Consider the following 24547-nt stretch of genomic DNA (forward strand, 5'->3'; position numbering starts at 1 on the left):
TACCCTGAAGCCGTGCCCACCCCCGAATACCGGATGCTGGACGCCCTGGACACCCGCCTGCACGCCCGGATCGTGGGCGACCCCGCCCGGCCGCCGCTGATCGTGCTGCACGGCGGCCCCGGCCTGGATCACACGGAGTTCGCGGATTACCTCGACCCACTGGCCGATACCGTGCGGCTCGTGATTCTCGACATGCGCGCCCAGGGCCGCAGCGACCGGGACGCGCCGCAGGAGACCTGGACGCTCGCGCAGATGGCCGCCGACGTGAGCCGGGTGGCCGCCGCCCTGAACGCGGAGCGCTACGCGGTGCTGGGGCACTCCTACGGCGCCTTCGTGGCGCTGCAGCACGCCGCCGACTTCCCCGGCACGGCGGCGGCCACGGTCGCCTGCTGCGGCGTGGGCTCGGCCCGCTGGCTGGACGACATCCCCGCGAAGCTGGAAGGCTTCGAGCCCGTGGAATTGCGCGAACAGGTACGCGCCTCCTGGGCCGACGAGGCCAACGTCCGCACCCAGGCCGACTTCGCCCGGCTGATGCACGAGCAGATGCCCTGGCACTTCGCCGATCCGCTGGACTCGCGCATCGCCGACTATGAGGCGCGTGTGGACGCCCTGGGGCCCCGCTACGCCCCGGACGTGCTGCGGCAGTTCAGCGTGGCGGGCTACGGTGGGATCGAGGTCGAGGATGGGCTGGGCACGGTGTCCCAGCCCCTGCTGGCCCTGGCCGGGCGCCACGACCGCACCTGTCCGCCGGGGGCCAGCGCCGTGCTCGCCCAGCGTGCCCCGGCCGGCGAACTGCACGTGTTCGAAGAGAGCGGCCACATGCCCTTCGTCGAGCAGCCGGACGAGTTCCTGAGCGTGGTGCGGGGCTTTCTTCGGCGGACACTGGGCTAGCGGCCTCAGCGCAGGGCGCGGAGCGCCGCCGCGGACAGCGGGTGCGCCGCGCCCCCGTGCGCCCAGAACGTGACATGCGGGGGCTCGCCCGGCCCCAGGCACAGCACGCCGCCCACTCGGGGGCGCCGCTGCTCGAAGGCGCGGGCGCGCCCGGGCGGCACCCCGGGCAACGTCTCGCCCTGCGCCGCGTGGGCCAGCATCCGCAGGGCCGCCGGAGCGAGCACGGCCGCCTCGCCGTCGGCCGGGAGAACCGCCGCCAGCACCACCCCGGCCCCCGGCGGCAGTTGCCCCGCCTTGTCGGCCAGCACGCGCGCCAGCTTGTATTCGGGGGCCTGCGTCCCACCGCCGCGCAGCCGGGCGACCTCGACAAAGACGAGTGAGCCGCCCGGCAGGCGCAGCGCGAAGTCGGGGCCGCGCCCCCCCGCCGCCTTCAGGGGCTCGTAAACGAGGGTGACACCGGGTTCGCGCAGCAGCCACGCGGCCACCGCGAGTTCGGCCCGCAGGTCGGCCTGAACTTCCTCCCCCACCGCCTCGCGCGCCTTCTTGCGGAGCTTGGGCACGTTGGCCTCGGCGAAGGCCAGGAAGGGGCGCGACTGGCACCACGCGCGCAACGGGACGGCCAGGGGGTGGGCCGGGTCAGGACACACGGCGGCCACGACGCTCTCCAGGCGGCTCACGCCCGCCGGTAGCCGCGCACCCACTCGACCTCCAGCGTCTTGGGCCACGGCCCCTGCCGGCCGGCGGGGAGCTGATCGGGCAATTCGTACAGGTCGAGCATGAACTGCATGGGATAGGCCGGCGACTGCCGCACGCGGCGGCGGAAGGTGTCGTCCACGAAGAAATCCACATGCGTGGGCGTCCAGTCCACCGCGTAGGTGTGGAAGGCGGCGGGATCGACCTCCAGCACCTCCTCGTCAAATTCCTCGCGCAGCGCGGGGTCGCCGAAGGGGTGGATGCCCGACTTCACGGTCAGCGTCTGCGCGGTCACGTCCTGCCCGAACAGCTCGACGACGCAGATCTCGCCGGATTCCTCGGGCCGCTCCTGAAAGCCGATCATCCAGAAGGCCGCCATGTACCCCGGCACCGGCACCGCCTTCAGGCGAACCTCGAAATAGCCGTACCGGGGCGTGTAGAGCCGGGTGGTCGGCTGCTCCTCGGTGACGCGCAGGCCGGGCTTGAAGTGCAGCTGCCCCACGCTGCTCCCCAACGGCCCGGCGAAGCAGCCGGTCTGCAGGTTCGAGACGCGCAGTTCGCCGTCGAAGGCCGGGTTCCAGGGCACCATGTCCTCGGTGATGTGCAGCTGCAGCCCGCGCCCGGGCAGGGTGTAGCGGGTCGCCGTGCGTGCCCGGCTGCTCCAGTGCGGCAGGTAGTGGGGCAGCCAGCGCGAGCGGTCGAGATCGGGGCCGATGAACTCCTCACAGAAATCGAGCACATAGCCGGGGCGCTCAGGGATGGTGGTCATGCCCCAGTGTGCCGGGCGGGGCCGGAGCCGTCCAGGGCGCCCGGAGGTCGGCGGCCCCGAACCGGCCGCTCAGGGGGCCGACTTCAGACGGAGGCCCCAGGCGGCGAGAGCCCTGCGCAACGCCTTCATGAACGCCTCGCCGGGGTCGCTCTTGTGGGTCAGGTAGCCCGGCTGCCGCTCCTCCCACAGGGGCGAGCCCATGAAGCGCTGGGATTCGAAGTGTCCGATCAGGTACTCGATGGGATAGCGCGCCTTCAGGTCGGCCACCAGCGCGGTGTCGGCCCGCAGCTGCTCGGCCGTCAGCGACCCCGAGCCGACGTTCTCGATGCCGATGGCCGAGCGGTTGAGCCCGATGACATGCCGGGCCAGCGTGGTCTCGTTCTGGAGCCGGTACACCGTGCCGTCCCGGTCGACCAGGAAGTGGGCACCGACGTTCAGCCGGCCCCCGCTGCGGATGTCGGCCCGGCCGCTCAGCACCTCGGGCCGCAGGGTCGCCAGCGCCGAAGCGAGGGTCGAGGTCGCCGTCCAGTGGATCACGACCATGACGGGCCGGATGCGCGTGGACGTGGCCTGCGGATCGGAATGCTGCCGGATGTACGCCAACGTGAGCCGGGTGCGCTCGGGACTCGGGGGAAGGCGGTAGCGGTCGGAGACGATCAGGGCGGGCTGAACCGGGGCCGGCCGGGCACTGCCGAAGGACAGGACGCTCAGCAGGGTCGCCAGCGTCAGACACCGCCCCCGGCGGACATGGATCGGCCGGGGACGACTGGACAGGGCCGGTGTGGAGAGGCGTGGCCCGCGCCGCGTGCTCACCGGCAGGCTCAGGCGCCGCGGCGTGCCGAGAGCCGGGTGTAGAGCCCGCCCACCGCGCCCCCCAGCGCCCCGACGCCGGCCAACAGCCAGCCGATCAGGACGACGGGAATCCTGGTGTTCACCTCGGTGACGAGGCGGTGGAAACACATCTCCAGTCGGCCTGCCTGCTGCGGTGCCGGGGCGATCCACTCCCCGATCAGCTCCATCTCCTCATCCTTCGCCACCCACAGCACCGTCTCTTTCGTCCGGTCGTATTCGCGCGCTGTCAGCCCACGCAGGGTCAGCCACTGCGCCAGACCAGCCGTGGCGGCCGGGCCGTCGCGGTACTCGTAGATGCCGACCGAGTCACAGTCAGTGTCGGCCTTTTTGAGAACCGCCGCGATGGCGCCGCCTTCCGAGAACGACGCCATCGCGGGTCGGCCGACGAAGCCGCCGAGAGAATCAGGAAACCCGAATCCAGCGCCCTGGGCTGTACTCCCCACGAGGCACAGCAGGAAGGGGAGCAGCCGGGGACAGGAGGACATGCTTCATCCTATCTTCATGGAGTTTTTATGCCATGCACATGTGACCACCCCCCCCGGAGTGGGCCCCTTCATTCAGTCCGCGAAGCGCCTGAGCACGTCCCGGCTGATGACCAGACGCTGCACCTCGTCGGTGCCCTCACCGATGCGGGTCAGGCGGTTGTCGCGCCAGAAGCGTTCGACCGGATACTCCTTGATGTAGCCGTAGCCGCCGAGCATCTGGATCGCCTCATCGCAGGCTTCCACGCCGACCGTGGTGGCGTACAGCTTGGCGCGGGCCACGTTCACCGTGAAGTTCATTCCGGCGTCCTTCAGGTCGGCGGCCTTGCGGATCAGCAACCTCGCGGCCTCCAGCCTGGTGTCCATGTCGGCCAGCCGGAAGGCGATGTTCTGGTTGTGGGCGATGGCCTTGCCGAACTGCTCGCGGCCCAGCGTGTAGCGCGTGGCGTACTCAAAGGCGGCGCGGCCCAGGCCCAGGCCCATCGCGGCGATGCCCACGCGCCCGCCGTCCAGCACCTTCATGACGTCCTTGAAGGCGTTGCCGCGTTCGCCCAGCAGAGCGTCAGCGGGCAGGTGGATGTCCTCGAAGATCAGCTGCGCGGTGTCGCTGCTCCGCAGGCCCAGCTTGTCCTCCTTCCGGCCGATGGAAAAGCCCTGCACCTCGTCACGGTTGAAGACGAAGGCGGAGATGCCGTCGTTCTTACCCTTGCCGGGCCGCGCGGCGTCGGTGCGCGCCAGCACGACGTAGGTGCCGCCGACCGAGCCCTGCGTGATGAAGTTCTTGGAGCCGTTGAGCACCCACGACCCGTCGGGCTGCTCCACCCCACGCGAGCCCATGCCGCCGCTGTCGGAGCCGCTGCCGGGCTCGGTCAGGCCCCAGGCGCCCAGCTTTTTGGCGGAGGCGAGGTCGGGCAGGAACTTGCGCTTCTGTTCCTCGGTGCCGCCGATCAGGATGTGGCCCTGGCACAGCGAGTTGTGCGAGGCGACCGTCAGGCACAGCGAGCCGTCCACCGCCGCGATCTCCTCGATGATCATGGCGAAGGTGGCCGTGTCCAGCCCCGCGCCGCCGTACTCCTCGGGCGTCTGGGCACCCATGATGCCCATCTCGCCCAGTTCGCGCACGATCTGCATGGGGAATTCGCCGGTCTGGTCGCGCTCGGCGGCGCCGGGTTCGACCCTGTTCTTCAGGAAGGACTTCAGCGCGGAGACGATGGTGCGCTGGTCGTCGTTCAGGGGCGCGGTGTTGGGATTCGTGGTGCTCATGCGGTCGAGGGTGCTGGTCATGGTGGTTCTCCTTGAGTGGGGAAAGGTGGAGGGTTCGGAGTTCAGTCGCGCAGGTGGCTCTGCACCACGTCCAGGGCGTCGGGGTTCTCCAGGCTGCTGAGGTCGCCGCGCACCTCGCCGTGCTCCAGCAGGTCGCGCAGCAGGCGGCGCATGATCTTGCCGCTGCGGGTACGCGGCAGGGTCGGCACGACGTAGACGGCAGCGGGGCGGGCGTATTTGCCCACCCCGCCCACGATGGCCTCGGCCAGTTCGGCCTTCAGGCTGTCGCTGGAGGTGATCCCGGCACGCGGCACCACGAAGGCCACCGGCACGGCGCCGCGCAGCTCGTCGGGCTGGGCGACCACCGCCGCCTCGCTGACCGCCGGGTGGGTGATCAGCGCCGCCTCCAGCTCCATGGTGCCGATGCGGTGGCCCGAGACGTTCATCACGTCGTCCACCCGCCCGGTCACCCAGAGCTGTCCATCCACGTCGATCAGGGCGGCGTCGGCACTGGCGTAGCGGCCGGGGAAGTCGCTGAAATAGGTGTCCAGATAGCGTTGCGGGTCGCCCCAGACAGTGCGGGCCAGGCAGGGGAAGGGTTCGGTGAGGGTCAGCACGCCGAGCTGGCCGGCGGACACGGGCTTTCCAGTTTCGTCCACCACTTCCGCCCGGTAGCCGGGCAGCGCCTCGCCGCAGGCCCCCGGCCGGGTGGGCGTGACCCCCACGATGGCCGAGGCCCAGGCCGTGCCCGTCTCGGTCTGTCCGTAGGTGTTGTTCACGAAGGCGCCGAAGGTGTCGGTCGTCCAGTGCCAGGTCTCGGGGTCGAGGGGTTCGCCCACCAGCGAGATCAGATCGACCCCGCTGGGGTCGTGCCCCGCCAGCGCGTCCTGACCGGCCCGCCGCAGCATCCGCAGCGCCGTGGGGGCCGTGAAGACCTTGTTCACGCCGTACTTCTCGATGAGCTCATACGGGCGGCTGGGGCTGGGCGTGTCGATGCTGCCCTCGTACAGCACCTGCGAGGCGCCGCCCGCGAGCCCGCCGACCAGCGCGAAGATCGGCACGACCAGCCATCCCACGTCCGCCGTGCACCAGTAGCGGTCGTCGGGGCGCAGGTTGAGCGACCACTTCACGTTGGCGTAGGTGCCCACCAGAAAGCCCAGGCCCGCGTGCACCAGCCCCTTGGGTTTGTTGGTGGTGCCCGAGGTGTAGATGATGAAGCCGGGCTCGTTGGCCTCCAGCATGACGGGCTCGGCCAGCCGCGCGGTACGGGCCATGACTTCGGCATAGTCCAGTTCATCGGGTTGGAGGAGATGGCACAGCCCTAGCCGGTCGATCACGATGACGTGCTCGATGCTGCCCACGCCGCGCCGGGCCTCGTCCAGCACCGATTTGAGTTCCACCACCTTGCCCCGCCGCAGGGTACCGTCGGCGACGATGACCACCTTCGGGCGGGCGTCCTCCAGCCGGTCGCGCACGGCGGCGGCCGAGAAGCCCGCGAAGATCACCGAGTAGATCGCCCCGATGCGGTAGCAGGCCTGGATGGCGACGAAGGCCTCGGGGATGTTGGAGAGCAGCAGCGACACGCGGTCGCCCTTCTCGACCCCAAGGTCTTGCAGGGCGGCGGCGAAGCGCGCGGTCTCGGTGGTCAGGCGGGCATACGTCCAGGTTTCGGTCAGGCCGTCCTCGCGCTCGTAGTGCAGGGCCACGCGCTCGGGGGTGGCCGCCGCGTGGCGATCCAGGCAGTTCACGCTGACGTTGCCGCGCGCCCCCACGAAATAGCGGAAGTCGCCCAGCTTTCCATCCAGCACCTGCGTCCAGGGCTGATCCCACTGGAGTTCGGCGGCGACCCTGGCCCAGTACTCGGTGGGCGGGAGCGCCTTCAGTCGCGCCGCTTCCTCGGGCGAGACGATAGCCTGGGCCCGCAGCACGTCGCTGGGCGGCACGAGGGACTGGGCGTGGAGGTCGGCGTCGGTGGTCATGGGGACTCCTTCGGAGAGTGCAGAAGGCGGAAGGCAACAGGCAGATGGCAAAAGACAGGAGCCGGAGCTGAGGCGGTCGTTAGCCTTCTGACATCAGCCTTCCGCCTTCTGCACCCCTACACCTGGAACACGCCCACCCGGAACTCCTCCTGGTGCGGATTCTGGGCGCAGGCGTCCAGGGCGCGGATCAGGCGCTCACGGGTGTCATTCGGCGGGATGATCTCGTCGACCCACAGGCGGGCGGCGGCGTAGCGTGGGTCGAGTTCGGTGTCGTACTTGGCCTTCACCTCGTCGTAGAGGCGCATCAATTCCTCGTCGTCGGGCTCGTGGCCCGCGCGCTTCAGGGCGGCGAGCTGGATGTCCAGCAGGGTCTTGGCCGCCGCGTTGCCGCTCATGACGGCGTATTTGGCACTGGGCCAGGCGAACAGGAAGCGCGGCGCGTAGGCCTTGCCGTTCATGGCGTAGTTGCCGGCCCCGAAACTCCCCCCCGTGATGATGGTGATCTTCGGCACCACCGAGTTGGACACGGCATTCACCAGCTTGGCCCCGCGCCGGATGATGCCCTCCTGCTCGGAGTCGCGGCCCACCATGAAGCCGGTCACGTCCGACAGGAAGACCAGCGGCACGCCCGCCTGGTTGGCGTCCATGATGAAACGCGCCGCCTTGTCGGCCGAGTCGCCGTAGATCACGCCGCCGACCTCGATGCGGGTGCGGAGGCCGGGTTCACCGCCCGCCTTGAGCTTCTTCCTGATCACCGTGCGCTGATTCGCCACGAACGCCACCGGGTAGCCTCCCGCGCGGGCGAAGCCGCAGACGATGGTCTCGCCGTACTCGGGCTTGAACTCGTGAAACTCCCCCCCATCGACCAGCGCGGTGATCAGGTCGCGCACGTCGTAGGGTTTGCTGCCGTCGAAGCCGACCAGTTCGGTCAGGTCGCGTTGGGGGGCGGGCACCGAGTCGCGGCGACGCCGGGCAAACGGGGCCGGGTCGCCCTGCGCGTACAGGTCGGCCAGTGCCCGGACGCGCCTGAGTGCTGCGTCGTCGTCAGGCTCCTTGTAATCCACGGTTCCGGCGATGGAGGCGTGCATCCCCGCTCCGCCCAGTTCCTCGGACTCCACGACCTGCCCGATGGCGGCCCGCACCAGCGCCGGCCCGGCCAGGTACAGGCCCGAGCCCTCGGTCATGATCAGCGTGTCGCACATCACCGGCAGGTAGGCGCCGCCGGCCACGCAGTTGCCCATGATCGCGGCGATCTGCGGGATGCCCCGCGCACTCATGCGGGCGTTCAGGTAGAACACCCGGCCGAAGTCGTCCTGATCGGGAAAGATCTCGTCCTGCATGGGCAGGTAGACGCCCGCCGAATCGACCAGATAGATCACCGGCAGGTGGTTCTCCAGCGCGATGGTCTGCGCGCGGATCACCTTCTTGGCGGTGATGGGGAAAAACGCGCCCGCCTTCACGGTGGCGTCGTTGGCGACCACCATCCAGGGGCGCCCCTGCACGGTGCCGATCCCGGTCACGGTGCCCCCCGAGGGGCAGCCGCCCACCTCGGCGTACATGCCGTGACCGGCGAAGGTCATCAGCTCGTCGAACGGCGTGCCGGGGTCGATCAGCCGGGCGATGCGCTCGCGGGCCGTCAGGCGGTTCTTGTCGTGCTGGCGCTGCTGGGCCTTGGCCCCGCCGCCCGCCCGGACGGTCTGCTGATCGGCCGCGAGGCGGGCCAGCGCATCTTGCCAGGCGGAGCCGGGGACGGAAGGGGGCGGCGCGGTCGCGCTGGAGTCGGGCTGGGTCATTGTCGAGCACAGTCTAACAAACGGTCGTTAGGGACGGGAGAGGGGTGGGCCACGGTTTAGGGGACGGGGCTGAGAACGTCAGAAGCGTCCCCTCCCCCACTCCCTGCTTGACCTCGACCTACGAGATTTCCCTTGAAAGGGAGACTCAAAAGCCAGATTGACACGCCTTTCTTGGCTCCCTTCTGGGGGGAGTTGGTACCGAAGGTGACTGGCCGGTACAGCCGCGAAGCAGGGGGGTCGCCTTCCACCTGGCCGCACCCACCCACATTGATTCCTCGTCCGCCCCCACCACACCTGCTCTAATTCCCCCATGACTTCCCTTCCAGGCTGGCCGGACGGGCCGCGCGGCCACGGCCTGCTGGGCAACCTGCCGGAACTGCGCCGCGACGCGGTGGGCTTCATGCGGCACACGCGCGCCGCCTACGGCGACCTGTACCGCATTCGCCTGGGCCCGCGCGACGTGCTGGTCGTGGCCGACCCGGCGGTGGCGCGCGAGGTGCTGGTCGGGCACGCCGCCAGTTTCCGCAAGGGGCGCGGCATCCAGAAGATGCAGGACTTCCTGGGCACCGGCCTGCTGACCGCCGAGGGCGAGACCTGGCGCGGGCACCGCCGCCTGATGCAGCCGTCCTTTCATCGCGGAGCGATGGAGGGCATGGCCTCCGAGATCGTGGGGGCCTGTGAACCGCTGCTGGCGCGCCTGAAGGGCGCCGCGCAGTCGGGCACGGAGGTGGACGTGGGTTCCGAGATGCTGCGGGTGGCGCTGCGGGCCGTGGCCTCGGTGCTCTTCGGCACGGCGCTGAGCGAGGCGGAACTGGAGGTGGTCGAGCGCGAGCTGCCGCCCCTGCTGGGCCGGACGGCGCGGCGGGTGCGGTCCGTGGTCGATCTCGACCTGCCCACGCCTCAGCGGCAGCGGGAGCGGGCGGCCGCGCGGGCCCTGGACGGCATCGTTCACCGCATCATCCGCGAGCGGCGGGCCTCCCACGAGGACGGCCACGACCTGCTGGGCCTGCTGCTGGCCGCCCGCGACGAACACGGCGAGGGCGGCCTGAGCGACCGCGAGCTGCGCGACGAGGTGATGACCCTGTTCCTGGCGGGCCACGAGACCACCGCCACGCTGCTGACCTTCCTCTTTCTGGAACTCTCCCGCCGTGGGGACATCCGCGCCCGGGTGCAGGCGGAGGTGCGCTCGGTGCTGGGGGACTCGGTGCTGGGCGAGAGCATCCCGAGCGCCGCCGACCTCCGCGCCCTCCCCCTCCTGAACGCCTGCATCCAGGAAACGCTGCGCCTGTATCCGCCCGCGTGGCTGATCCCCCGGCAGGCGACCCAGGGTGTCACGGTGGGCGGCGTGCCCGTGCCGGAGGGCGCCAACGTCTCCATCAACATCTTCCTGATGCAGCGCAACGCCCGGCACTGGCCCCGGCCGGACGAGTTCCGCCCGGAGCGCTGGCTGGAGACCAGGCGGCCCCCCGAGGCGTTCATGCCCTTCGGCGCGGGCGCGCGGATGTGCATCGGCAACCACCTCGCGCTGCTGGAAGCGGGGCTGATCGCGGCGCTGGTGCTGCGCGGCTTCACGCTGGACGTGCCTGGTGGTGGGCCAGAGGGCTTGCTCGCGGGCGTGACCCTCAAACCCGGCGGCCCGGTCTGCGCGTCGGTCGAGGTGGGCTGAAGAAACAGGCCCGGAAGCATCTCGCCTCCGGGCCTGAATTCAGTCCGCCTTACTTCGCGGCCGAGTAGCGCTTCTGCACTTCGTCCCAGTTCACGACGTTCCAGAAGGCCTTCAGGTAGTCCGGGCGGCGGTTCTGGTAGTTCAGGTAATAGGCGTGTTCCCACACGTCCACGCCCAGGATCGGCGTGCCACACACCCCGGCGACGCTCTCGCCCATCAGGGGGTTGTCCTGGTTGGCGGTGGACACCACGGCGAGCTTGCCGTTCTGGACGACCAGCCACGCCCAGCCGGAGCCGAAGCGGGTCTTGGCGGCGTCCTCGAACTTCTCCTTGAAGGCGTCGTAGGAACTGAAGGCGTCGGTGATGGCCTGCAGCAGCTCACCGCTGGGCTGGCCCGTGCCCCCCGGCCCCATGATCTGCCAGAACATCGAGTGGTTGGCGTGCCCGCCGGCGTTGTTGCGGAGCACGTTCTTCTTGTCGGCCGGCACCTGATCCAGTTTGGCGATCAGTTCCTCGACCGGCATGTTCGCCATGTCGCTGCCTTCCAGCGCCTTATTGGCGTTGTCCACGTAGGCCTGGTGGTGCTTGCCGTGGTGGATCTCCATGGTGCGCGCGTCGATGTGGGGCTCCAGGGCGTTGGGGGCGTAGGGTAAAGGGGGCAGTTCATAGGCCATGACAGGACTCCTTTCACGCCGGAGAACGCGGGCCACTGCGGCCTTCCTCCCGGCGAACGTTTCGTATCTTACGCGCCGCCCCTGAGGCCCGAGCCGGCCCCGGAACTTTATGGGGCCTTAATGCCCCGGCTCGCCCGGATGGGCGTTCTGGCGGCCGAACGCCCGCAGCACGACTTTGCTCTAGCATGGGCCCGATGCGTTCTCCCCTGCCACGCGCCGTCATGACCCGTCTGGAAACCGGGCGGCTGGTGGTGCTGAGCGTGCTGTTGGGCGGGCTGGTCGGCGGCCTGTGCATCCTGCTGCGCTCGGGCCTGGACGCGCTGCTGGGCTTCGGGGCCACGCTGACCGGCTACAGCCCGCCGGGCACGCCGGGCGAGGGCGGTCTGCTGATCGCCTTCGGCACGGCCACCCCCTGGGGGCTGCTGGCCCTGCCCTTCGTGGGGGCCGCCTACGCCTGGCTGATCCCGGCGGCCACGGGCGGCCCGCTGACCCAGCTGGTGGGCGGCTACCACGCCCGCGGCCAGTGGCCCTCCCTGAGCACGCAGCTGCGAACCCTGGTGGGCAGCGTGCTGGGCTACTCCTCGGGCCTGCTGGTGGGCCGCGACGCCGCCTTCACGATGACCGGGCAGCTCGGCACCCGGCTGATGCAGCGCGTGACCCGCCTGGACGCCGTGGAGCTGCGGGCGCTGACGCTGGCGGGCGCGGCGGCGGCGCTGGGCACGGTGCTGCACGCCCCGCTGGCGGCGGCGGTGTTCGTGGTCGAGGTGCTCTACCGCCGCTTCGAGTTCGAGTTCGAGGTGCTGATGCCCTGCGTGCTGGCTGCCGTGGCCGGCAGCGCCGTGTACGGCCTGGCCTACGGCTTCGAGCCCCTGCTGAGCCTGCCCGACCTGCAGGTGCCGGCGGCGGCGCAGGTGCCGGCCTTCGTGCTGATCGCCGCGCTGGTGACCCTGGCGGGCTGGGCGCTGCTGTGGCTCACGCGGCTGTGGCCCCAGAAGGTGCTGAGCGGCTGGCTGCGCCCCCTGCTGGGCGGGGTGTTCGGCCTCCTCACCGCCCTGATCGCCTGGTTCTTCACCCCCTCGGTGCTGGGCGACGGCAGCGGCTTCGTGCAGCTGGCCACCTCGGGCTTCGTGGGGCCGGAGGGGGTGGGCCAGGGAGCGTGGCGCTGGGCGCTGCTGGCGCTGGGTGCGGGGCTGGCCTTCGGGGGCGGTGTGTTGCCCTCGGTGGGGGTGGGCGGCCTGCTGGGCGCCGGGCTGGGCAGCCTGCTGGGCATCGACACGGCGATTTCCACGCTGGTCGGCGCGGTGGCCTTCCTGACGGTGACCCTGAACGTGCCGCTGGCCGCCGCGCTGCTGGGCGTGGCCTGGGGCGGCGAGGCGCTGCTGCCCATCGCGCTGGTCGCCAGCGGCCTGGCCCACGCGCTGAGCGGGGTCTCGGGCCTGCTGCCCACCCAGCTGACCTCCCGGCGGGAGAGCGGCGTGCACGCGGGGGGCGCCGCCCTGCTGCCCGACTCGGTGCGCTTCATTCCGCGCCGCGCGCCGGACGCGCCCGCCGTGCCCTTCGACGCTCCGGCGGCGCCGCAGGCGGTGGAGTCCGGCCCCGTGGCCCTGGCGGAGCGCGAACTTTACCGCCGCGGCGTGCCGCCCAGCTGGCGCGGCGCGCGGCTGCAGCTCCTCAGCCTGCCCCCCGGTGTGGAGGTGGTGGGCATCGTCCGCGACGGCACTGTGCGCCTGCCGCGCCCCGAGCTGCGCCTGACCTCCGAGGATGAGCTGGTCTTCCTGGCCCGGCCCGATGCCTACGCCGCGCTGGAAGGCATCCTGCGGCTGCCGGGGTCGTGAGCTTCGGGTTCGGATTGGAGATCATACGGTCTGCCGCCCCATCCCGGAACATCGACGGTGCGGACACGTCCGATGAAATGCAGGGAGCCGACTGGAAGACTTCCATCCCGGACGCTTTTTCCTCTCGCGCCCTCTGCCTCGCCGCTCCGCGAATCCTTTCGATTGGATGAATTCCGGACTCAGTACGGACGACATTCGGAATTCGCTTCAGCCCATCACCGGGAGCTTGCCCGCGATGATCATCTCCAGCACCTGATCCTGGGTGATCTGCGAGGTCAGCGCCGAGCCGACCACCCGGCCGTTCTTCATGACCGTCAGGCGGTCAGCCAGATGAAAGACGTCGTGCAGGTCGTGGCTGATCAGGAAGATGCCCACGCCCTCCTGCCGGAGCGAGCCGATCAGTTCGTTCACCTGCGCGGTCTCCTGCGGGCCGAGCGCCGCCGTGGGCTCGTCCATGATCAGCACCTTCGCCTTGAAATAGATGGCGCGGCTGATGGCGATGCACTGCCGCTGCCCGCCCGACAGGTTGAACACCGGCTTCTTGAGATCCGGCAGGTTGACCTTCAGGCGGTCGAGCACCCGGCGCGACTCCAGCTCCATGCTGTCCTCGTCGAGCACGCTGCCGCGCATCAGCTCGCGGCCCAGGAAGATGTTGGCGGCGACGTCGAGGTTGTCGGCCAGCGCGAGGTTCTGGTAGATGGTCTCGATCCCGAGCCTCTGCGCGGTGCGCGGTGAGCCCAGGCGCACCTCCTCGCCGTTCATCAGGATCTGGCCGCTGTCGGCGGTGTACGCCCCCGAGAGCATCTTGATCAGGGTGGATTTGCCGGCGCCGTTGTGCCCCAGCAGGCCCAGCACCTCGCCCGGGTAGAGCTGCACGGACACGTCTTCCAGGGCGTGGACACCGCCGAACGCCTTGGAGAGCCCGCGGGTCTCGATCAGGGGCACGCCCGTGCGCTCGACCGGACTGCCAGCAGCATGACCGGCGCTCACCGGTTCCTCCGCTGCTGCGCCACCACGTCCAGCGTGACGGCCAGCATCAGCACCAGCCCCTGCACCACGTTCTGCCACGCGCTGGACAGGTCGAGCAGCAGCATCCCGTTGATCAGGCTGGCCATCAGGACGGCGCCCAGGAACGCGCCGGGCACGCTGCCGGTGCCGCCCGAGAGCGAGGTGCCGCCGATCACGGCCGCCGCGATCACGCTCAGTTCGGCCAGCGTGCCGGTGGAGTTCGTGCCGGCGTTCAGGCGGGCGGTCTGGATGGCGCCCGCCAGCGCGGCCAGCACGCCCATCAGGGCGAAGACCGAGACCGTGAGCTGCGTGGTGTTGATGCCGGCCAGCCGCGCGGCCTCCGGATTGCCGCCGTAGGCGAACACGTAGCGCCCGAAGCGTGTGGCGCGTACCACCCACATCATCAGAGCCGTCACCGCCAGCATGATCAGCACCGGCACCGGCATCCCGCGCGGCTGGCCGCTGCGCGGATCGGGGTAGCCGTTCATGACCAGCACGAAGCCCAGCACCAGCAGCAGGCTGCCGCCCGTGAACAGCGTCTGCAGGGGCAGCGGGCGGTTGGGCAGCCCCCGCCGCGCCCGTTGGCGCCGCGTGAGCAGGTCGCTGGCCAGGATCGCGGCCATCAGGGCCAGACCCACCAGCCAGCTCCAGAGGCCGCCGATCGAACCGTTCAGGCCGCCGCCCAGCACCTGGAACGACTCGGTCAGCGGGGCCACGGTCTGGCCGCTGGTGAGCAGCCAGGCGCCTCCCCGGAAGATCAGCAGCCCCCCCAGCGTGACGATGAACGAGGGCACCGCCAGCCGCGCGACCCAGGTGCCCTGCAGCGCCCCCAGCACGCCGCCCAGCAGCAGCCCCAGCGCCAGCGTGAGCAGCGCCCCCCACGCGCTGTCCTGCGGGATCAGGCGGGTGTTGACGACCGCCATCGCCATGCCCGTGAACCCCAGGATCGAGCCGATGGACAGGTCGATGTTCCGCATCACGATGATCAAGACCATGCCGCTAACCATCACGCCCACGGAGGCCGTCTGCACCGACAGGTTCCAGAGGTTGCGGGACGTGATGAAGGTGCCCTGGGTGAGCAGATGGAACATGATCCAGATGCCGGCGATGGCGGCCACCATGAACACCAGCCGGCCGTCGAGACCGAGCTGGGCCAGCAGGGGCCGCCGCGAGACGGGAGCAGGACGGACGCTCTGCATAGACCTCCAATGAGCGGATGGGGAGAACGAGGAAGGGCCTGCGCTGGACGACCCGGCGCCGGCGCGAACCCTCTTCAGGCTGGCCGGCATCCAAACCCGCCTGGCACGGCAGCGGGACGCTGGCTGAGTGCCCGGCGCCCCGCTCCTGTGCTAGGCGGCGATCAGCGGCAGGCGGCCGGCGCGGCCGCGCCCGTGACGCCCTTGCAGATCTCGGCCTTGGTGGCCCACCCGGCCGTGATCAGCGTGCCCAGGTTGGCCCGGGTGATCACCACCGGCTTGAGCAGGATGGAGCTGACCGCCACCTTGCGCGGCCCGCCGTTAAAGCTCTTGCTGCCGCTCACGGCCGCGACCCTGGTGCCCCCGGCGAGCTGCACGGCGATCTTGGCGGCCTCGGTGCCCAGCGTGCGCGAGTCCTTCCAGACAGTGCCGGTCTGCTGGCCCAGCGCGATGCGGTTCAGGGCGGCCTTGTCGGCGTCCTGGCCCGAGACCGGCACCTTGCCGGCCAGACCCACGCTCGCCAGGGCCGCGACCGCGCCGCCCGCCGTGCCGTCGTTCGAGGCGACCACCGCGTCGATCCTGTTGGCGTTGGCGGTCAGCATCTGCTCCATGTTGCGCTGGGCGGTTTCGGGCTTCCAGCCCTCGGTGAACTGGTTGCCCACGTTCTTGATCGCGCCGGACTTGATGGCCGCGCCCAGGACTTCGAGCTGCCCGTCGTACAGCAGCTGGGCGTTGGGATCGGTCGGGCTGCCCTTGATGAAGGCGTAGTTCCCCCTGGGCTTGGCGCTCAGGATCATGCGGGCCTGGAGCCGGCCGACCTCCTTGTTGTCGAAGGAGATGTAGAAGGCCCAGGGGTCTTCGATCAGGCGGTCGTAGGAGATGACCGGGATGCCCTCGGCCTTGGCCTTGGCGACGGCCGGCAGCACGGCCTCGGAGTCCTGGGCCAGCACGATCAGCACCTTCGCGCCGCGCGTGATCAGGCTCTCGATGTCCGAGAGCTGTTTTTCGTTGCTGCTCTGGGCATCGGCGCTGATGTACCGGGCCCCCAGCTTGGCGAGCTGGGCCTTGATGGCGGCTTCGTCGGTCTTCCAGCGTTCCTCCTGAAAATTCGACCAGCTCACGCCGACCGTGACCGGAGTCTGGGCGTGCGCGGGGCCGGTCAGCAGGGCGAGACCGAACAGGGCCGACATGAGCGTGGCACTTCGTTTCATGGCACTCCTTGTGCGGGACAGGCCGCCCGCCGACCTCAGAACACAGACCTCGGAACGCAGCCCTCACGGCACACGACACCGCGGGACACCCTGGAACACCGCACCCGGAGCCGCTCCACCACGGGAATTGGCGCCGCCTGTGATCCAGGCCACCCGGCCGCTGCGTCACAGGGAAATGAATTTCGGTAGATCGATGGTACACCTTTCGGGGCGCCGCTCCGGCACCGACGCCCGGCGCGGCCAGGGGCCGATAATGCCCCCCATGCCGCGAATGAACTGGAGCCGGAACGAGCGGCTGGGCATCCTGAACGGCTGGGCCGTGTTCACCGGCGACGGCTTCCTGAACGTGTCGGTGGTGGTCTCCGGCTTCGCGGCGCGGCTGGGCACCCCGAACTGGGTGATCGGGCTGCTGCCGGCCATCGCGGCGGGCGGCTGGATGCTGCCGCAACTGCTGGTCGCCGCGCGGGTGCGCGCCCTGCCCTACAAACTGCCGGTGTACCGCTCGGCGGCCGGACTACGGGCCGGCGCCTACGTGGCGATGGTGCTGATCGCGGCGCTGCTGGCCGACCGTCCAGCGCTGTGCCTGTCGCTGTTCGTGCTCGCCATGCTGGTCAACGCGCTGGCCTCGGGGGTCTCCGGGCTGCCCTTTCTGGAAGTGGTCAGCAAGACGGTGGACACGGGGCGCCGGGCGCGCTACTTCGGCACACGCAACCTGTACGGGGGCCTGCTGGCCTTCGGGGCGGGGCTGCTGGTGCGCTGGATTCTGGGTTCGGAACTTGAATTCCCGCTGAACTACGCGCTGATCTTCGCGCTGGGCACGGTGGCGTATTCCTACGGCTACTGGGTGTTCGGGCGGGTCGAGGAGCCGCCCGATCCGCCCCAGGCCGCGCAGGGGGTGCGCGCCGAGTTCCGGGCCATCCCCGAGACGCTGCGCGATGGGCACTTCCGCGCCTTCCTGAACGTGCGCCTGCTGCTGGCCGGCGCGAGCATGGCCGAGCCCTTCTTCGCCGTGTACGCCCTGCGCGAGCTGAACTATCCCGCCGCCACCCTGGGCATCTTCGTGATGGCCCTGACCGGCGCCGCGCCCTTCTCGAACGTGGTGTGGCAGCGGGTCGCGGAGCGCAAGGGCTCGCGGCGGATCATCCGCTACGCCACCTTCTTCTACGCGCTGGCCCCGCTGTACGCCGGGACGGTGGGGCTGCTGGGGCTGGGCCCCTGGGCCTACCTGGGCGTGTTCATCCTGACCTCGGTGGCGGCGCAGGGCTTCAACCTGGGGCACACCAACCATCTGCTGAACATCGCTCCGGCCCACGCCCGCAGCCGCTATATCGGCACGCTGAACACGCTGGTGGGCACCGCCCTCTTCACGCCCGTGCTGGGCGGCCTGATCGCGGACGCCGCCGGCTACGGGCCGGTGTTCGTCCTGAGCGCCCTGTTCAGTGCGGCCGCCTGGTGGCAGTGCGGGCGGCTGCGGCGGGATGCGTGAGAGCGAGTGATGAGGCTTGAGCGACGGGTGATGAGCCGTCGCCCGCCCCTGCTCATCACTCAACCCTCGTCCCTCATCACCTCACTTCAGTGCCCCAGGATCTTGCTCAGGAACGCCTTCGCCCGCTCGTGCTGCGGGTTGTTGTAGAACTCGTCGGGCGTGGTGTCCTCCACGATGTTGCCGTGGTCGAAGAACAGGATCCGGTCAGCCACCTCGCGGGCGAAACCCATCTCGTGGGTGACCACCAGCATGGTCATGCCGCTGCGGGCCAGCTCCTTCATCACGTCCAGCACCTCCTTGATCATCTCGGGATCGAGGGCGCTGGTGGGCTCGTCGAAGAGCATGATCTTGGGATCCATCGCCAGGGCGCGGGCAATGGCCACGCGCTGCTGCTGGCCGCCCGACAGCTGGGCCGGGTACTTGTGCGCCTGCTCCTCGATGCCCACCCGGCGCAGCAGCTCCATGCCGCGCGCGTCGGCGTCGGCCTTGCTGGTCTTGCGAACGCGGATAGGCGCCAGGGTGATGTTCTCCAGCACGCTCAGGTGCGGAAAGAGGTTGAACGACTGGAACACCATGCCGACCTCGCGGCGGATGGCGTCCATGTTCCCCTTGCCGTTCAGGGGAATGCCGTCCACGGTGATCTCGCCGCCGTCGTGCGGGTCGAGGGCGTTCAGGGTGCGGATGAAGGTGCTCTTGCCGCTGCCGGAGGGGCCGATCACCACCACCACCTCGCGGGGCTGCACGCTCAGGTTCACGCCGCGCAGGGCGTGGAAGGAACCGAAGTGCTTGTGCACGTCCTGCGCGACGATGATGGGCGCCTCACCGGACGCGCCGGACATACGGGACTGGGTCATGGCGCCACTGTACAGGGCCGCCAGCGGGCAGGAACAGCCTGGAGCTTAAGCCGCCTTCAGACCGGGCTTTCCGGACGAGCACCCTCGTGGTTGTCCGGGTGAACAACCGGAGCACAGGAGGCCGTGTGCTACCATTCCGGCATTCACAGACCCTTCAGGCAGAGCCACTTTGCCCGTGCAGCAGGAGAAAATCATGAAAAAAGCAGTGACACAGCTCAGCGCCGTTCTCGTGCTCGGTACCGCCGCCTTCGCGCTGGCGCAGGGCGCCAACTTCCTGACCATCGGCTCCGGGAGCACCACCGGGGTCTACTTCCCGGTCGCCACCGGCATGGCCAAGCTGGTCAACGACGCCGGCGACGGCGTGCGCGCCAACGCCCGCTCGACCGGCGGCAGCGTGTTCAACGTGAATGCCCTGGCGACCGGCGAGCTGGACGCCGCCCTGGTGCAGAACGACATCACCTACTACGCCTACAAGGGCACCGGCCTGCCCAGCTTCGAGGGCAAGGCCAACGCCAAGCTGCGAACCATGGCCGTGCTGTACCCGGAAGTCCTGCACGTGGTGGCCCGCAAGGACTCCGGCATCCGCTCGATTGCCGACCTGAAGGGCAAGCGCGTGGTCATCGGCGACCTGGGATCGGGCACCGAACAGACCGCCAAGCAGGTGCTGGAGGCCTACGGCCTGGGCTTCGACGATCTGGGTCAGGCGCTGCGTGTTTCCCCTGCCCAGGGCATCACGCTGATGCAGGACAAGCGCGCCGACGCGCTGTTCTACACGGTGGGCGTGGGGGCCAGCGCCATCGCGCAGATCGCCCAGACGGTGCCGGTCAGCCTCGTGCCGGTGGCCGGCAACCAGGCGACCACGCTGCTCAAGAAGTACCCCTTCTACGTGCGCTACAACATCCCCGGCGGAGCCTACAAGGGTGCGGGCGCCACGGTGCCCTCGGTGGCCGTGCAGGCGACCCTGGTGACCACCACCGCCGCCACCGACGACACCGTGTACAAGGCGATGACGGCCATGTTCGGGAACGAGGCCGCCCTCAAGGCCATCCACCCCAGCCTGGCGAACAACTTCTCCTACGCCAAGGCGGTCAAGGGCCTGCCCGCGCCGCTGCACCCCGGCGCCGTCAAGTTCTTCAAGGAAAAGGGCCTGAACGTCAAATAAGGCCCCTGCCGGCCACACCTGGGCCAGCCGCGAACCACCTGCGGCTGGCCCCCTGCATTCAAGGAGGATGAGCAACATATGAGTGATCCGACGAAACCCATCAGCTCCGATCCCTCCCTGGGGCGCACTGGCCTGGAGCACGCCGGGATGACGGAGGGCGAGCGGCGGGCCATCGAGATGGTCGAGGCGGCCGAGACCGGCGGACGCAAGCTCTTCGGGTGGCAGGCCGGGCTGGTCACGCTGCTCGCCGTGGCCTGGTGCCTGTTCCAGATGTACGCCGCCTACGACGGCACGCTTGTGCCCACCACCCTGCGCTCGGTTCACCTCGCCTTCGCCTTCGCGCTGGCCTTCCTGGTCTTTCCCTTCCGCAAGACGCCGGGCGCTCTCCAGACGCGGGTGCCCTGGGCCGACTGGCTGCTGGGGGCGGTCGCCACAGCCGGTGCCCTGTACTTCTTCGTGGAATACGCGAACATCGCCAACAACGGCGGGATGAGGGCCGACGTGCCGCTGGATCTGTGGGCCGGCAGCGCCCTGGTCGTGCTGCTGCTGCTCACCGCCTGGCGCACGCTGGGCATCGCCATGCCGCTGATCTCGCTGGCGTTCATCCTCTTCGCCTTCGTGGGCGCGCGCGGCCTGATCCCCTTCCTCCAGACCCCCTTCCACAACGGCTACACCTGGCCGCAGCTGATCGGGCAGCTCGCCACCAACACCGAGGGCATCTTCGGCACGGCGCTGGGCGTCAGCGCTCAGATCGTGTTCCTGTTCGTGCTGTTCGGCGCCGTGTTCGACAAGCTGGGCGCCGGCGACTGGTTCATGCGCGTGGCCCAGGGACTGCTCGGCTCCTTCCGGGGCGGCGCGGCCAAGGCCAGCATCCTGAGCAGCGCCCTGAACGGCATCATCTCCGGCTCGGCGGTCAGCAACGTGGTCACCGGCGGGAACATCACCATCGGCACCATGATCCGCACCGGCTACAGCCGCGAGAAGGCCGGGGCCATCGAGGTCGCCAGCTCCTCCAACGGCCAGCTCATGCCCCCGGTGATGGGCGCGGCCGCCTTCATCATGGCGCAGAACCTGAACATCGAGTACCGCTCGCTGATCCTAGCGGCGGCCATTCCGGCGTTCCTGTGCTACGCCGCGCTGCTGGTCGTGTCGCACATCGAGGCGCTGAAGCTGGGCCTCAGGGGCCTGCCCAAGAGCGAGCTGCCGCGCGTGCGCCAGACGCTGCTCGCGGGCTGGTACTACCTGCTGCCGCTGGGCTACCTGCTGGGCACCCTGCTCGTGAACCCCGACGCCAACCCCGAGCGCATCGCGCTGTACACGATCCTGATGATGCTGGTCATGATGCCGCTGCAGGAGGTCTTCTTCGGCTCGCGCGACGGGCGCACGCCGGGACAGGGCCTGCTGGACGGCGGGCGCAAGATCATCCAGGCCTTCGAGGCCGGCGCCCGGAGCATGATCGGCATCGCCATCGCCACCGCCGCCGCCGGGATCATCGTGGGCATCGTGACCATCACCGGGCTGGGCTTCGGGCTGGCCGACGTGGTGCAGGGGGTGGCCAACCTCTTCGCCAACCCGTTCATCCGCATCCTGGTCGTGCTGTTCATGGGCCAGCTCATCGCGCTGATCCTGGGCATGGGCCTGCCCACCACCGCCAACTACATCCTGATGAGCGCCCTGATCGTGCCCATCATCGCCAAGGTCGCGGGGCTGGACACCTCCAACCCGGCGCAGATGCTGCCCGTGCACATGTTCGTGTTCTATTTCGGCATCATGGCCGACTCCACGCCGCCCGTGGCGCTGGCGGCCTTCGCGGCGGCGGCCATCAGCGGGGGCAACCCGGTGGCGACCGGCGTGCAGGCCTTCCAGTACGAGCTGCGAACCGCCCTGCTGGCCTACATGATGTTCTTCAACCCGCAGCTGCTGCTGATCGCAGGTGGCCGGCTGGGTGGGCTGCCGCTGGGCGAGGCCATTCCTATGGTCATCTTCGCGTTCATCGGGCTGGTGGCCTTCAGCGCGGCCACCCTGCGCTTCCTGCACCGCAGGACCAACCCCGTGCAGTTCGTGATGCTACTGGTCGCGTCGTTCATCCTGATCATCCCCACCCACATCTTCTGGAACCTGGGCGCGCTGGCGTTAATCGGGCTGGTGTACTTCTGGCAGAAGGCCGGCAGCCGCGCCGAGCCGCCCCCCGCCCTGAGCGCCGCCGCCTGAGCGTCCCGATCGCGCTCTGATTCCCTGCCCCCGGCCTCCACACCGGGAACCACTGCCTGTGAATCCAGGCGTGTTCAGCACGGAAAGTGGCAGGATAGAGCCATGCCTTCCCACCCCGACGCGCCCCCACCGCCTGAGCACGCCCTGGTGAGCTGGTGGAACGCGCGCGATGTGCGCCACCTGCTGCGCCTGATGTGGGCGCGGCCCCTGGTGCGGCTGCTGGCCTACCTGGGCATGGCGTGGCTGGCGTGGAGGGTGCTGAGCTGGGGCTGGGGGCTGCTCGCCAGCGTGATCGTGACCGTGTTCACCGCCTACGCGCTGGCCTTCCTGGCCCAGCCGGTGCTGAGCTGGCTGGAGCGCCGCCGGGTCGGGCGGATGTTCGGGGTGCTGCTGCTGCTGGTGAGCACCATCGCGCTGCTGACCCTGCTGGTCATGACCCTCAGCTCGCAGGTCACCGGCCTGATCAACAGCATTCCGCAGATCGCCTTCAATCTGGAAAGCGTGCTGCTCAAGACCCTGGATCGCCTGGACAAGATCCCCGGCGCCGAGGGCCTCAAGACCAGCCTGGATAGGTACATCAGCGAGCAGTCGGCCAGCTTCACGCAGAACGCCGGGCCGCTGCTCGAACGCCTGCTCAGCTCCGGCCCGACCGTGCTGAGCACCCTCTCGAACCTGATCGGCTGGATCGGGCAGGTGGGCTTCATCGTCACGCTGGCGATCTATTTCATGTTCGATTACGCCCGCGTGGGCGTGGGCACCCTGCGCGTGTTCCCGCGCGCCTGGCAGCCCACCCTGTACCGCCTCTCCGAGGACGTCAGCGAGAGTTTCGGCGGGTATATCCGCGGGCAACTGCTGCTGATGCTGGCCGGCGCCGCGCTGGCCTATCTGGGCCTGCTGATCCTGAAGGTGCCCAACGCGCTGGCCCTGGGCGTGCTGAGCGGCTTGCTGAGCCTGGTGCCCTACGTGGGCATCGTGCTGGCGGCGGTGGTCGCCATGCTGCAGGCCATTCCGCAGGGCACGCTGGTGGTCGGTCTGGTGGCGGTGGTGTACTTCGTGATCAATCAGTTGCAGGGCAACGTGCTGGGGCCGCTGATCATGGGCCGCACCGCGTCGCTGAGCCCCTCGGCCATATTGATCGCGCTGCTGGTGGGCCTCAGCCTGGGCGGGGCGGTAGGCGCCATCCTGGCGGTGCCGGTGGCCACGCTGCTTAAGCGCTGGATCGAGCGCTACTGGCTGCCCAGCGCGGCCTACCGGGGCCGCGCCGTTCCCTTCACCATGCCCACCCCCACGCCGCCCGAACGCCCGCCCGGCAAGGCCGTATCCTCCGGGGAATGAGTGACCTGTTCCCACAGCCCGATTCCGGCACCTCTGACCGCAGCACCTCTGACCGCAGCACCTCTGACCCCAGTACCCCCGACCTCGGCACCTACGACCCCCGTCCCCACGCCGACCTGCTCACGGACTACTGCCTGTCGGCCCAGCCCGGCGAGCGCATTCTGGTGGGCGGCACGCTGGAGGCCGCGGCGCTGCTGCGCGAGGTCACCCGTGCCCTGCTGCGGCGTGGCGCGCGCCCGGTGCCCCGGCTGGACTACCCCGAGTTTCAGGACGATCTGGCCGAACTGGCCTCGGACACGGTGCTGGACGCCTTCCACCCGGTCGAGGCGCAGGACATGGAGGCCATCGACGGCAGCCTGCGCCTGCTCACCACAGACCGGCAGGCGCCGGGGAACGCGGCCCGCCGCGCCCGCCTGAGCGCCTCACGCGCGCCGCTGGCGACCCTGCGCGCCCGGCGCAAGTGGGCGCTGACCCTGTACCCCACCGCCCGCGCCGCCGAACTCGCCGGCCTGAGCCTGCCGGAATTCGGCACCTTCGTCATGGGGGCCATGTTCCTGGATCGGCCCGACCCGGTGGCGGCCTGGGGCGAGGTGCGGGCCTCGCAGGCCCGGCTCATAGCGCGCCTGTCACGCGGCGACCTGATCCGTATCGAGGCGCCGGGCACCGACCTGACGCTGCGCGTGGGCGGCCGCACCTGGGCCAACTCCGACGGAAAACGCAACATGCCCAGCGGCGAGGTCTTCACCGGCCCCGTTGAAACCTCCGCCGAGGGGGTCGTGACCTTCACGGTTCCCGCGCTGTACGGGGGCCAGATGGTGCGCGGCGCCCGGCTGGAGTTCCGCGCCGGGCAGGTCGTGGAGGCCCGCGCCGACGAGGGCGAGGCCACGCTCCTGGCCGCGCTGGAGACCGATCCCGGCGCCCGCCTGCTGGGGGAACTGGGCATCGGCACCAACACGGGCATCCAGCGGCCCACCGGCAACATCCTCTTCGACGAGAAGATCGGCGGCACCGTGCATCTGGCGCTGGGACGCAGCTACCCCGAAACGGGCGGCGTGAACGCCAGCGCCATCCACTGGGATCTGATCACGGATATGAGGACGGGCGGCCGCCTGAGCGTGGACGGCGAGGTCATTCAGGAGAACGGGGTCTTTCTCTGAGCACTGGTCAGCTCAGTCCAGGCGTCCTCTG

Annotated in this window: 20 protein-coding genes; 8 read left to right on the forward strand and 12 right to left on the reverse strand. The window is 69.9% G+C overall.

Annotation, left to right across the window (positions count from 1 at the left end):
- The first annotated feature begins 12 nt into the window (after positions 1 to 12).
- The gene (locus CVO96_RS02355) at positions 13 to 891 is read left to right on the forward strand and encodes an alpha/beta fold hydrolase (protein WP_103309896.1); all 879 of its coding nucleotides are present in this window, start codon (positions 13 to 15) and stop codon (positions 889 to 891) included.
- Between the two features lie 5 nt (positions 892 to 896).
- Here the strand turns inward: CVO96_RS02355 and CVO96_RS20965 are convergent, their stop codons facing one another.
- The 7 genes from CVO96_RS20965 to CVO96_RS02390 all read right to left on the reverse strand — a co-directional run bounded on the left by CVO96_RS20965 (position 897) and on the right by CVO96_RS02390 (position 8722).
- A complete protein-coding gene (locus CVO96_RS20965; RefSeq protein ID WP_103309898.1) occupies positions 897 to 1592 on the reverse strand; it encodes a hypothetical protein in 696 nt (231 codons plus the stop codon).
- Positions 1565 to 2353, reverse strand: coding sequence for a glycoside hydrolase family 16 protein (locus tag CVO96_RS02365; protein WP_103309901.1), 789 nt, complete (start codon positions 2351 to 2353; stop codon positions 1565 to 1567). Before CVO96_RS02365 ends, CVO96_RS20965 begins: the two co-directional genes overlap by 28 nt.
- 69 nt (positions 2354 to 2422) lie before the next feature.
- Positions 2423 to 3166 (reverse strand): N-acetylmuramoyl-L-alanine amidase, encoded by a 744-nt coding sequence (locus CVO96_RS02370; protein ID WP_207795272.1) that lies wholly within the window; start codon positions 3164 to 3166, stop codon positions 2423 to 2425.
- Between the two features lie 8 nt (positions 3167 to 3174).
- Positions 3175 to 3690, reverse strand: a complete 516-nt coding sequence (locus CVO96_RS02375) for a hypothetical protein (RefSeq protein WP_133161728.1) — start codon at positions 3688 to 3690, stop codon at positions 3175 to 3177.
- Positions 3691 to 3762: 72 nt separating this feature from the next.
- On the reverse strand, positions 3763 to 4971 hold the full coding sequence (locus CVO96_RS02380; protein ID WP_103309905.1) for an acyl-CoA dehydrogenase family protein: 1209 nt from the start codon (positions 4969 to 4971) through the stop codon (positions 3763 to 3765).
- Between the two features lie 41 nt (positions 4972 to 5012).
- Complete coding sequence (locus CVO96_RS02385; protein ID WP_103309907.1) at positions 5013 to 6929, reverse strand: acetate--CoA ligase; 1917 nt, start codon at positions 6927 to 6929, stop codon at positions 5013 to 5015.
- 116 nt (positions 6930 to 7045) lie between these two features.
- Positions 7046 to 8722: an acyl-CoA carboxylase subunit beta gene (locus tag CVO96_RS02390; protein WP_103309909.1), complete on the reverse strand. Its 1677-nt coding sequence runs from the start codon at positions 8720 to 8722 to the stop codon at positions 7046 to 7048.
- Positions 8723 to 9032: 310 nt separating this feature from the next.
- On the opposite strand from CVO96_RS02390, the gene CVO96_RS02395 reads away from it, so the two are divergent.
- Positions 9033 to 10388, forward strand: a complete 1356-nt coding sequence (locus CVO96_RS02395; protein WP_103309912.1) for a cytochrome P450 — start codon at positions 9033 to 9035, stop codon at positions 10386 to 10388.
- A 49-nt stretch (positions 10389 to 10437) separates the two neighbouring features.
- On the opposite strand, the gene sodA is transcribed toward CVO96_RS02395, so the two are convergent.
- Positions 10438 to 11061, reverse strand: a complete 624-nt coding sequence (gene sodA, locus CVO96_RS02400) for a superoxide dismutase [Mn] (RefSeq protein WP_103309915.1) — start codon at positions 11059 to 11061, stop codon at positions 10438 to 10440.
- A 194-nt stretch (positions 11062 to 11255) separates the two neighbouring features.
- On the opposite strand from sodA, the gene CVO96_RS02405 reads away from it, so the two are divergent.
- Positions 11256 to 12896: a chloride channel protein gene (locus CVO96_RS02405; protein WP_103309918.1), complete on the forward strand. Its 1641-nt coding sequence runs from the start codon at positions 11256 to 11258 to the stop codon at positions 12894 to 12896.
- Between the two features lie 207 nt (positions 12897 to 13103).
- Here the strand turns inward: CVO96_RS02405 and CVO96_RS02410 are convergent, their stop codons facing one another.
- From CVO96_RS02410 to xylF, 3 genes are all read right to left on the reverse strand, one after another.
- Positions 13104 to 13886, reverse strand: a complete 783-nt coding sequence (locus tag CVO96_RS02410) for an ATP-binding cassette domain-containing protein (protein ID WP_103309921.1) — start codon at positions 13884 to 13886, stop codon at positions 13104 to 13106.
- The gene (locus CVO96_RS02415) at positions 13883 to 15103 is read right to left on the reverse strand and encodes a sugar ABC transporter permease (protein WP_103309924.1); all 1221 of its coding nucleotides are present in this window, start codon (positions 15101 to 15103) and stop codon (positions 13883 to 13885) included. Before CVO96_RS02415 ends, CVO96_RS02410 begins: the two co-directional genes overlap by 4 nt.
- A 161-nt stretch (positions 15104 to 15264) precedes the next feature.
- Complete coding sequence (xylF, locus tag CVO96_RS02420; RefSeq protein ID WP_103309927.1) at positions 15265 to 16311, reverse strand: D-xylose ABC transporter substrate-binding protein; 1047 nt, start codon at positions 16309 to 16311, stop codon at positions 15265 to 15267.
- A gap of 262 nt (positions 16312 to 16573) precedes the next feature.
- Here xylF and CVO96_RS02425 point away from each other — a divergent pair, with 262 nt between their 5' ends.
- Positions 16574 to 17797, forward strand: coding sequence for an MFS transporter (locus CVO96_RS02425; protein WP_103313253.1), 1224 nt, complete (start codon positions 16574 to 16576; stop codon positions 17795 to 17797).
- A gap of 86 nt (positions 17798 to 17883) precedes the next feature.
- Here CVO96_RS02425 and CVO96_RS02430 read toward each other — a convergent pair whose 3' ends face one another.
- A complete protein-coding gene (locus CVO96_RS02430; protein ID WP_103309929.1) occupies positions 17884 to 18651 on the reverse strand; it encodes an amino acid ABC transporter ATP-binding protein in 768 nt (255 codons plus the stop codon).
- A gap of 193 nt (positions 18652 to 18844) precedes the next feature.
- Between CVO96_RS02430 and CVO96_RS02435 the strand changes: the two genes are divergently transcribed.
- The 4 genes from CVO96_RS02435 (at position 18845) to CVO96_RS02450 (ending at position 24516) form a co-directional block, all read left to right on the forward strand.
- Positions 18845 to 19813 carry a TAXI family TRAP transporter solute-binding subunit gene (locus CVO96_RS02435; protein ID WP_103309932.1) on the forward strand — a complete coding sequence of 323 codons (969 nt, stop codon included), beginning with the start codon at positions 18845 to 18847 and terminating at the stop codon, positions 19811 to 19813.
- 78 nt (positions 19814 to 19891) lie between these two features.
- Positions 19892 to 22024: a TRAP transporter permease gene (locus CVO96_RS02440; RefSeq protein WP_165795177.1), complete on the forward strand. Its 2133-nt coding sequence runs from the start codon at positions 19892 to 19894 to the stop codon at positions 22022 to 22024.
- Positions 22025 to 22126: 102 nt separating this feature from the next.
- Positions 22127 to 23359, forward strand: a complete 1233-nt coding sequence (locus CVO96_RS02445; protein ID WP_103309934.1) for an AI-2E family transporter — start codon at positions 22127 to 22129, stop codon at positions 23357 to 23359.
- Entirely contained in the window at positions 23356 to 24516 is a 1161-nt protein-coding gene (locus CVO96_RS02450) for an aminopeptidase (protein ID WP_103309936.1), read from the forward strand. The genes CVO96_RS02445 and CVO96_RS02450 overlap by 4 nt, the downstream gene beginning before the upstream one ends.
- The last annotated feature ends 31 nt before the right edge of the window (positions 24517 to 24547 follow it).

This window comes from Deinococcus koreensis (assembly GCF_002901445.1).
GTDB classification, from domain to species: domain Bacteria; phylum Deinococcota; class Deinococci; order Deinococcales; family Deinococcaceae; genus Deinococcus; species Deinococcus koreensis.

What these genes read in the sequence shown, in the direction of transcription:
- CVO96_RS02365 (WP_103309901.1), bottom strand. Translation starts at nt 2,353, where the DNA reads ATGACCACCATCCCTGAGCGCCCCGGCTATGTGCTCGATTTCTGTGAG.
- CVO96_RS02375 (WP_133161728.1), bottom strand. Translation starts at nt 3,690, where the DNA reads ATGTCCTCCTGTCCCCGGCTGCTCCCCTTCCTGCTGTGCCTCGTGGGG.
- CVO96_RS02380 (WP_103309905.1), bottom strand. Translation starts at nt 4,971, where the DNA reads ATGACCAGCACCCTCGACCGCATGAGCACCACGAATCCCAACACCGCG.
- CVO96_RS02385 (WP_103309907.1), bottom strand. Translation starts at nt 6,929, where the DNA reads ATGACCACCGACGCCGACCTCCACGCCCAGTCCCTCGTGCCGCCCAGC.
- CVO96_RS02390 (WP_103309909.1), bottom strand. Translation starts at nt 8,722, where the DNA reads ATGACCCAGCCCGACTCCAGCGCGACCGCGCCGCCCCCTTCCGTCCCC.
- CVO96_RS02395 (WP_103309912.1), top strand. Translation starts at nt 9,033, where the DNA reads ATGACTTCCCTTCCAGGCTGGCCGGACGGGCCGCGCGGCCACGGCCTG.
- sodA (WP_103309915.1), bottom strand. Translation starts at nt 11,061, where the DNA reads ATGGCCTATGAACTGCCCCCTTTACCCTACGCCCCCAACGCCCTGGAG.
- CVO96_RS02405 (WP_103309918.1), top strand. Translation starts at nt 11,256, where the DNA reads ATGCGTTCTCCCCTGCCACGCGCCGTCATGACCCGTCTGGAAACCGGG.
- CVO96_RS02415 (WP_103309924.1), bottom strand. Translation starts at nt 15,103, where the DNA reads ATGCAGAGCGTCCGTCCTGCTCCCGTCTCGCGGCGGCCCCTGCTGGCC.
- xylF (WP_103309927.1), bottom strand. Translation starts at nt 16,311, where the DNA reads ATGAAACGAAGTGCCACGCTCATGTCGGCCCTGTTCGGTCTCGCCCTG.
- CVO96_RS02425 (WP_103313253.1), top strand. Translation starts at nt 16,574, where the DNA reads ATGCCGCGAATGAACTGGAGCCGGAACGAGCGGCTGGGCATCCTGAAC.
- CVO96_RS02430 (WP_103309929.1), bottom strand. Translation starts at nt 18,651, where the DNA reads ATGACCCAGTCCCGTATGTCCGGCGCGTCCGGTGAGGCGCCCATCATC.
- CVO96_RS02435 (WP_103309932.1), top strand. Translation starts at nt 18,845, where the DNA reads ATGAAAAAAGCAGTGACACAGCTCAGCGCCGTTCTCGTGCTCGGTACC.
- CVO96_RS02440 (WP_165795177.1), top strand. Translation starts at nt 19,892, where the DNA reads ATGAGTGATCCGACGAAACCCATCAGCTCCGATCCCTCCCTGGGGCGC.
- CVO96_RS02445 (WP_103309934.1), top strand. Translation starts at nt 22,127, where the DNA reads ATGCCTTCCCACCCCGACGCGCCCCCACCGCCTGAGCACGCCCTGGTG.
- CVO96_RS02450 (WP_103309936.1), top strand. Translation starts at nt 23,356, where the DNA reads ATGAGTGACCTGTTCCCACAGCCCGATTCCGGCACCTCTGACCGCAGC.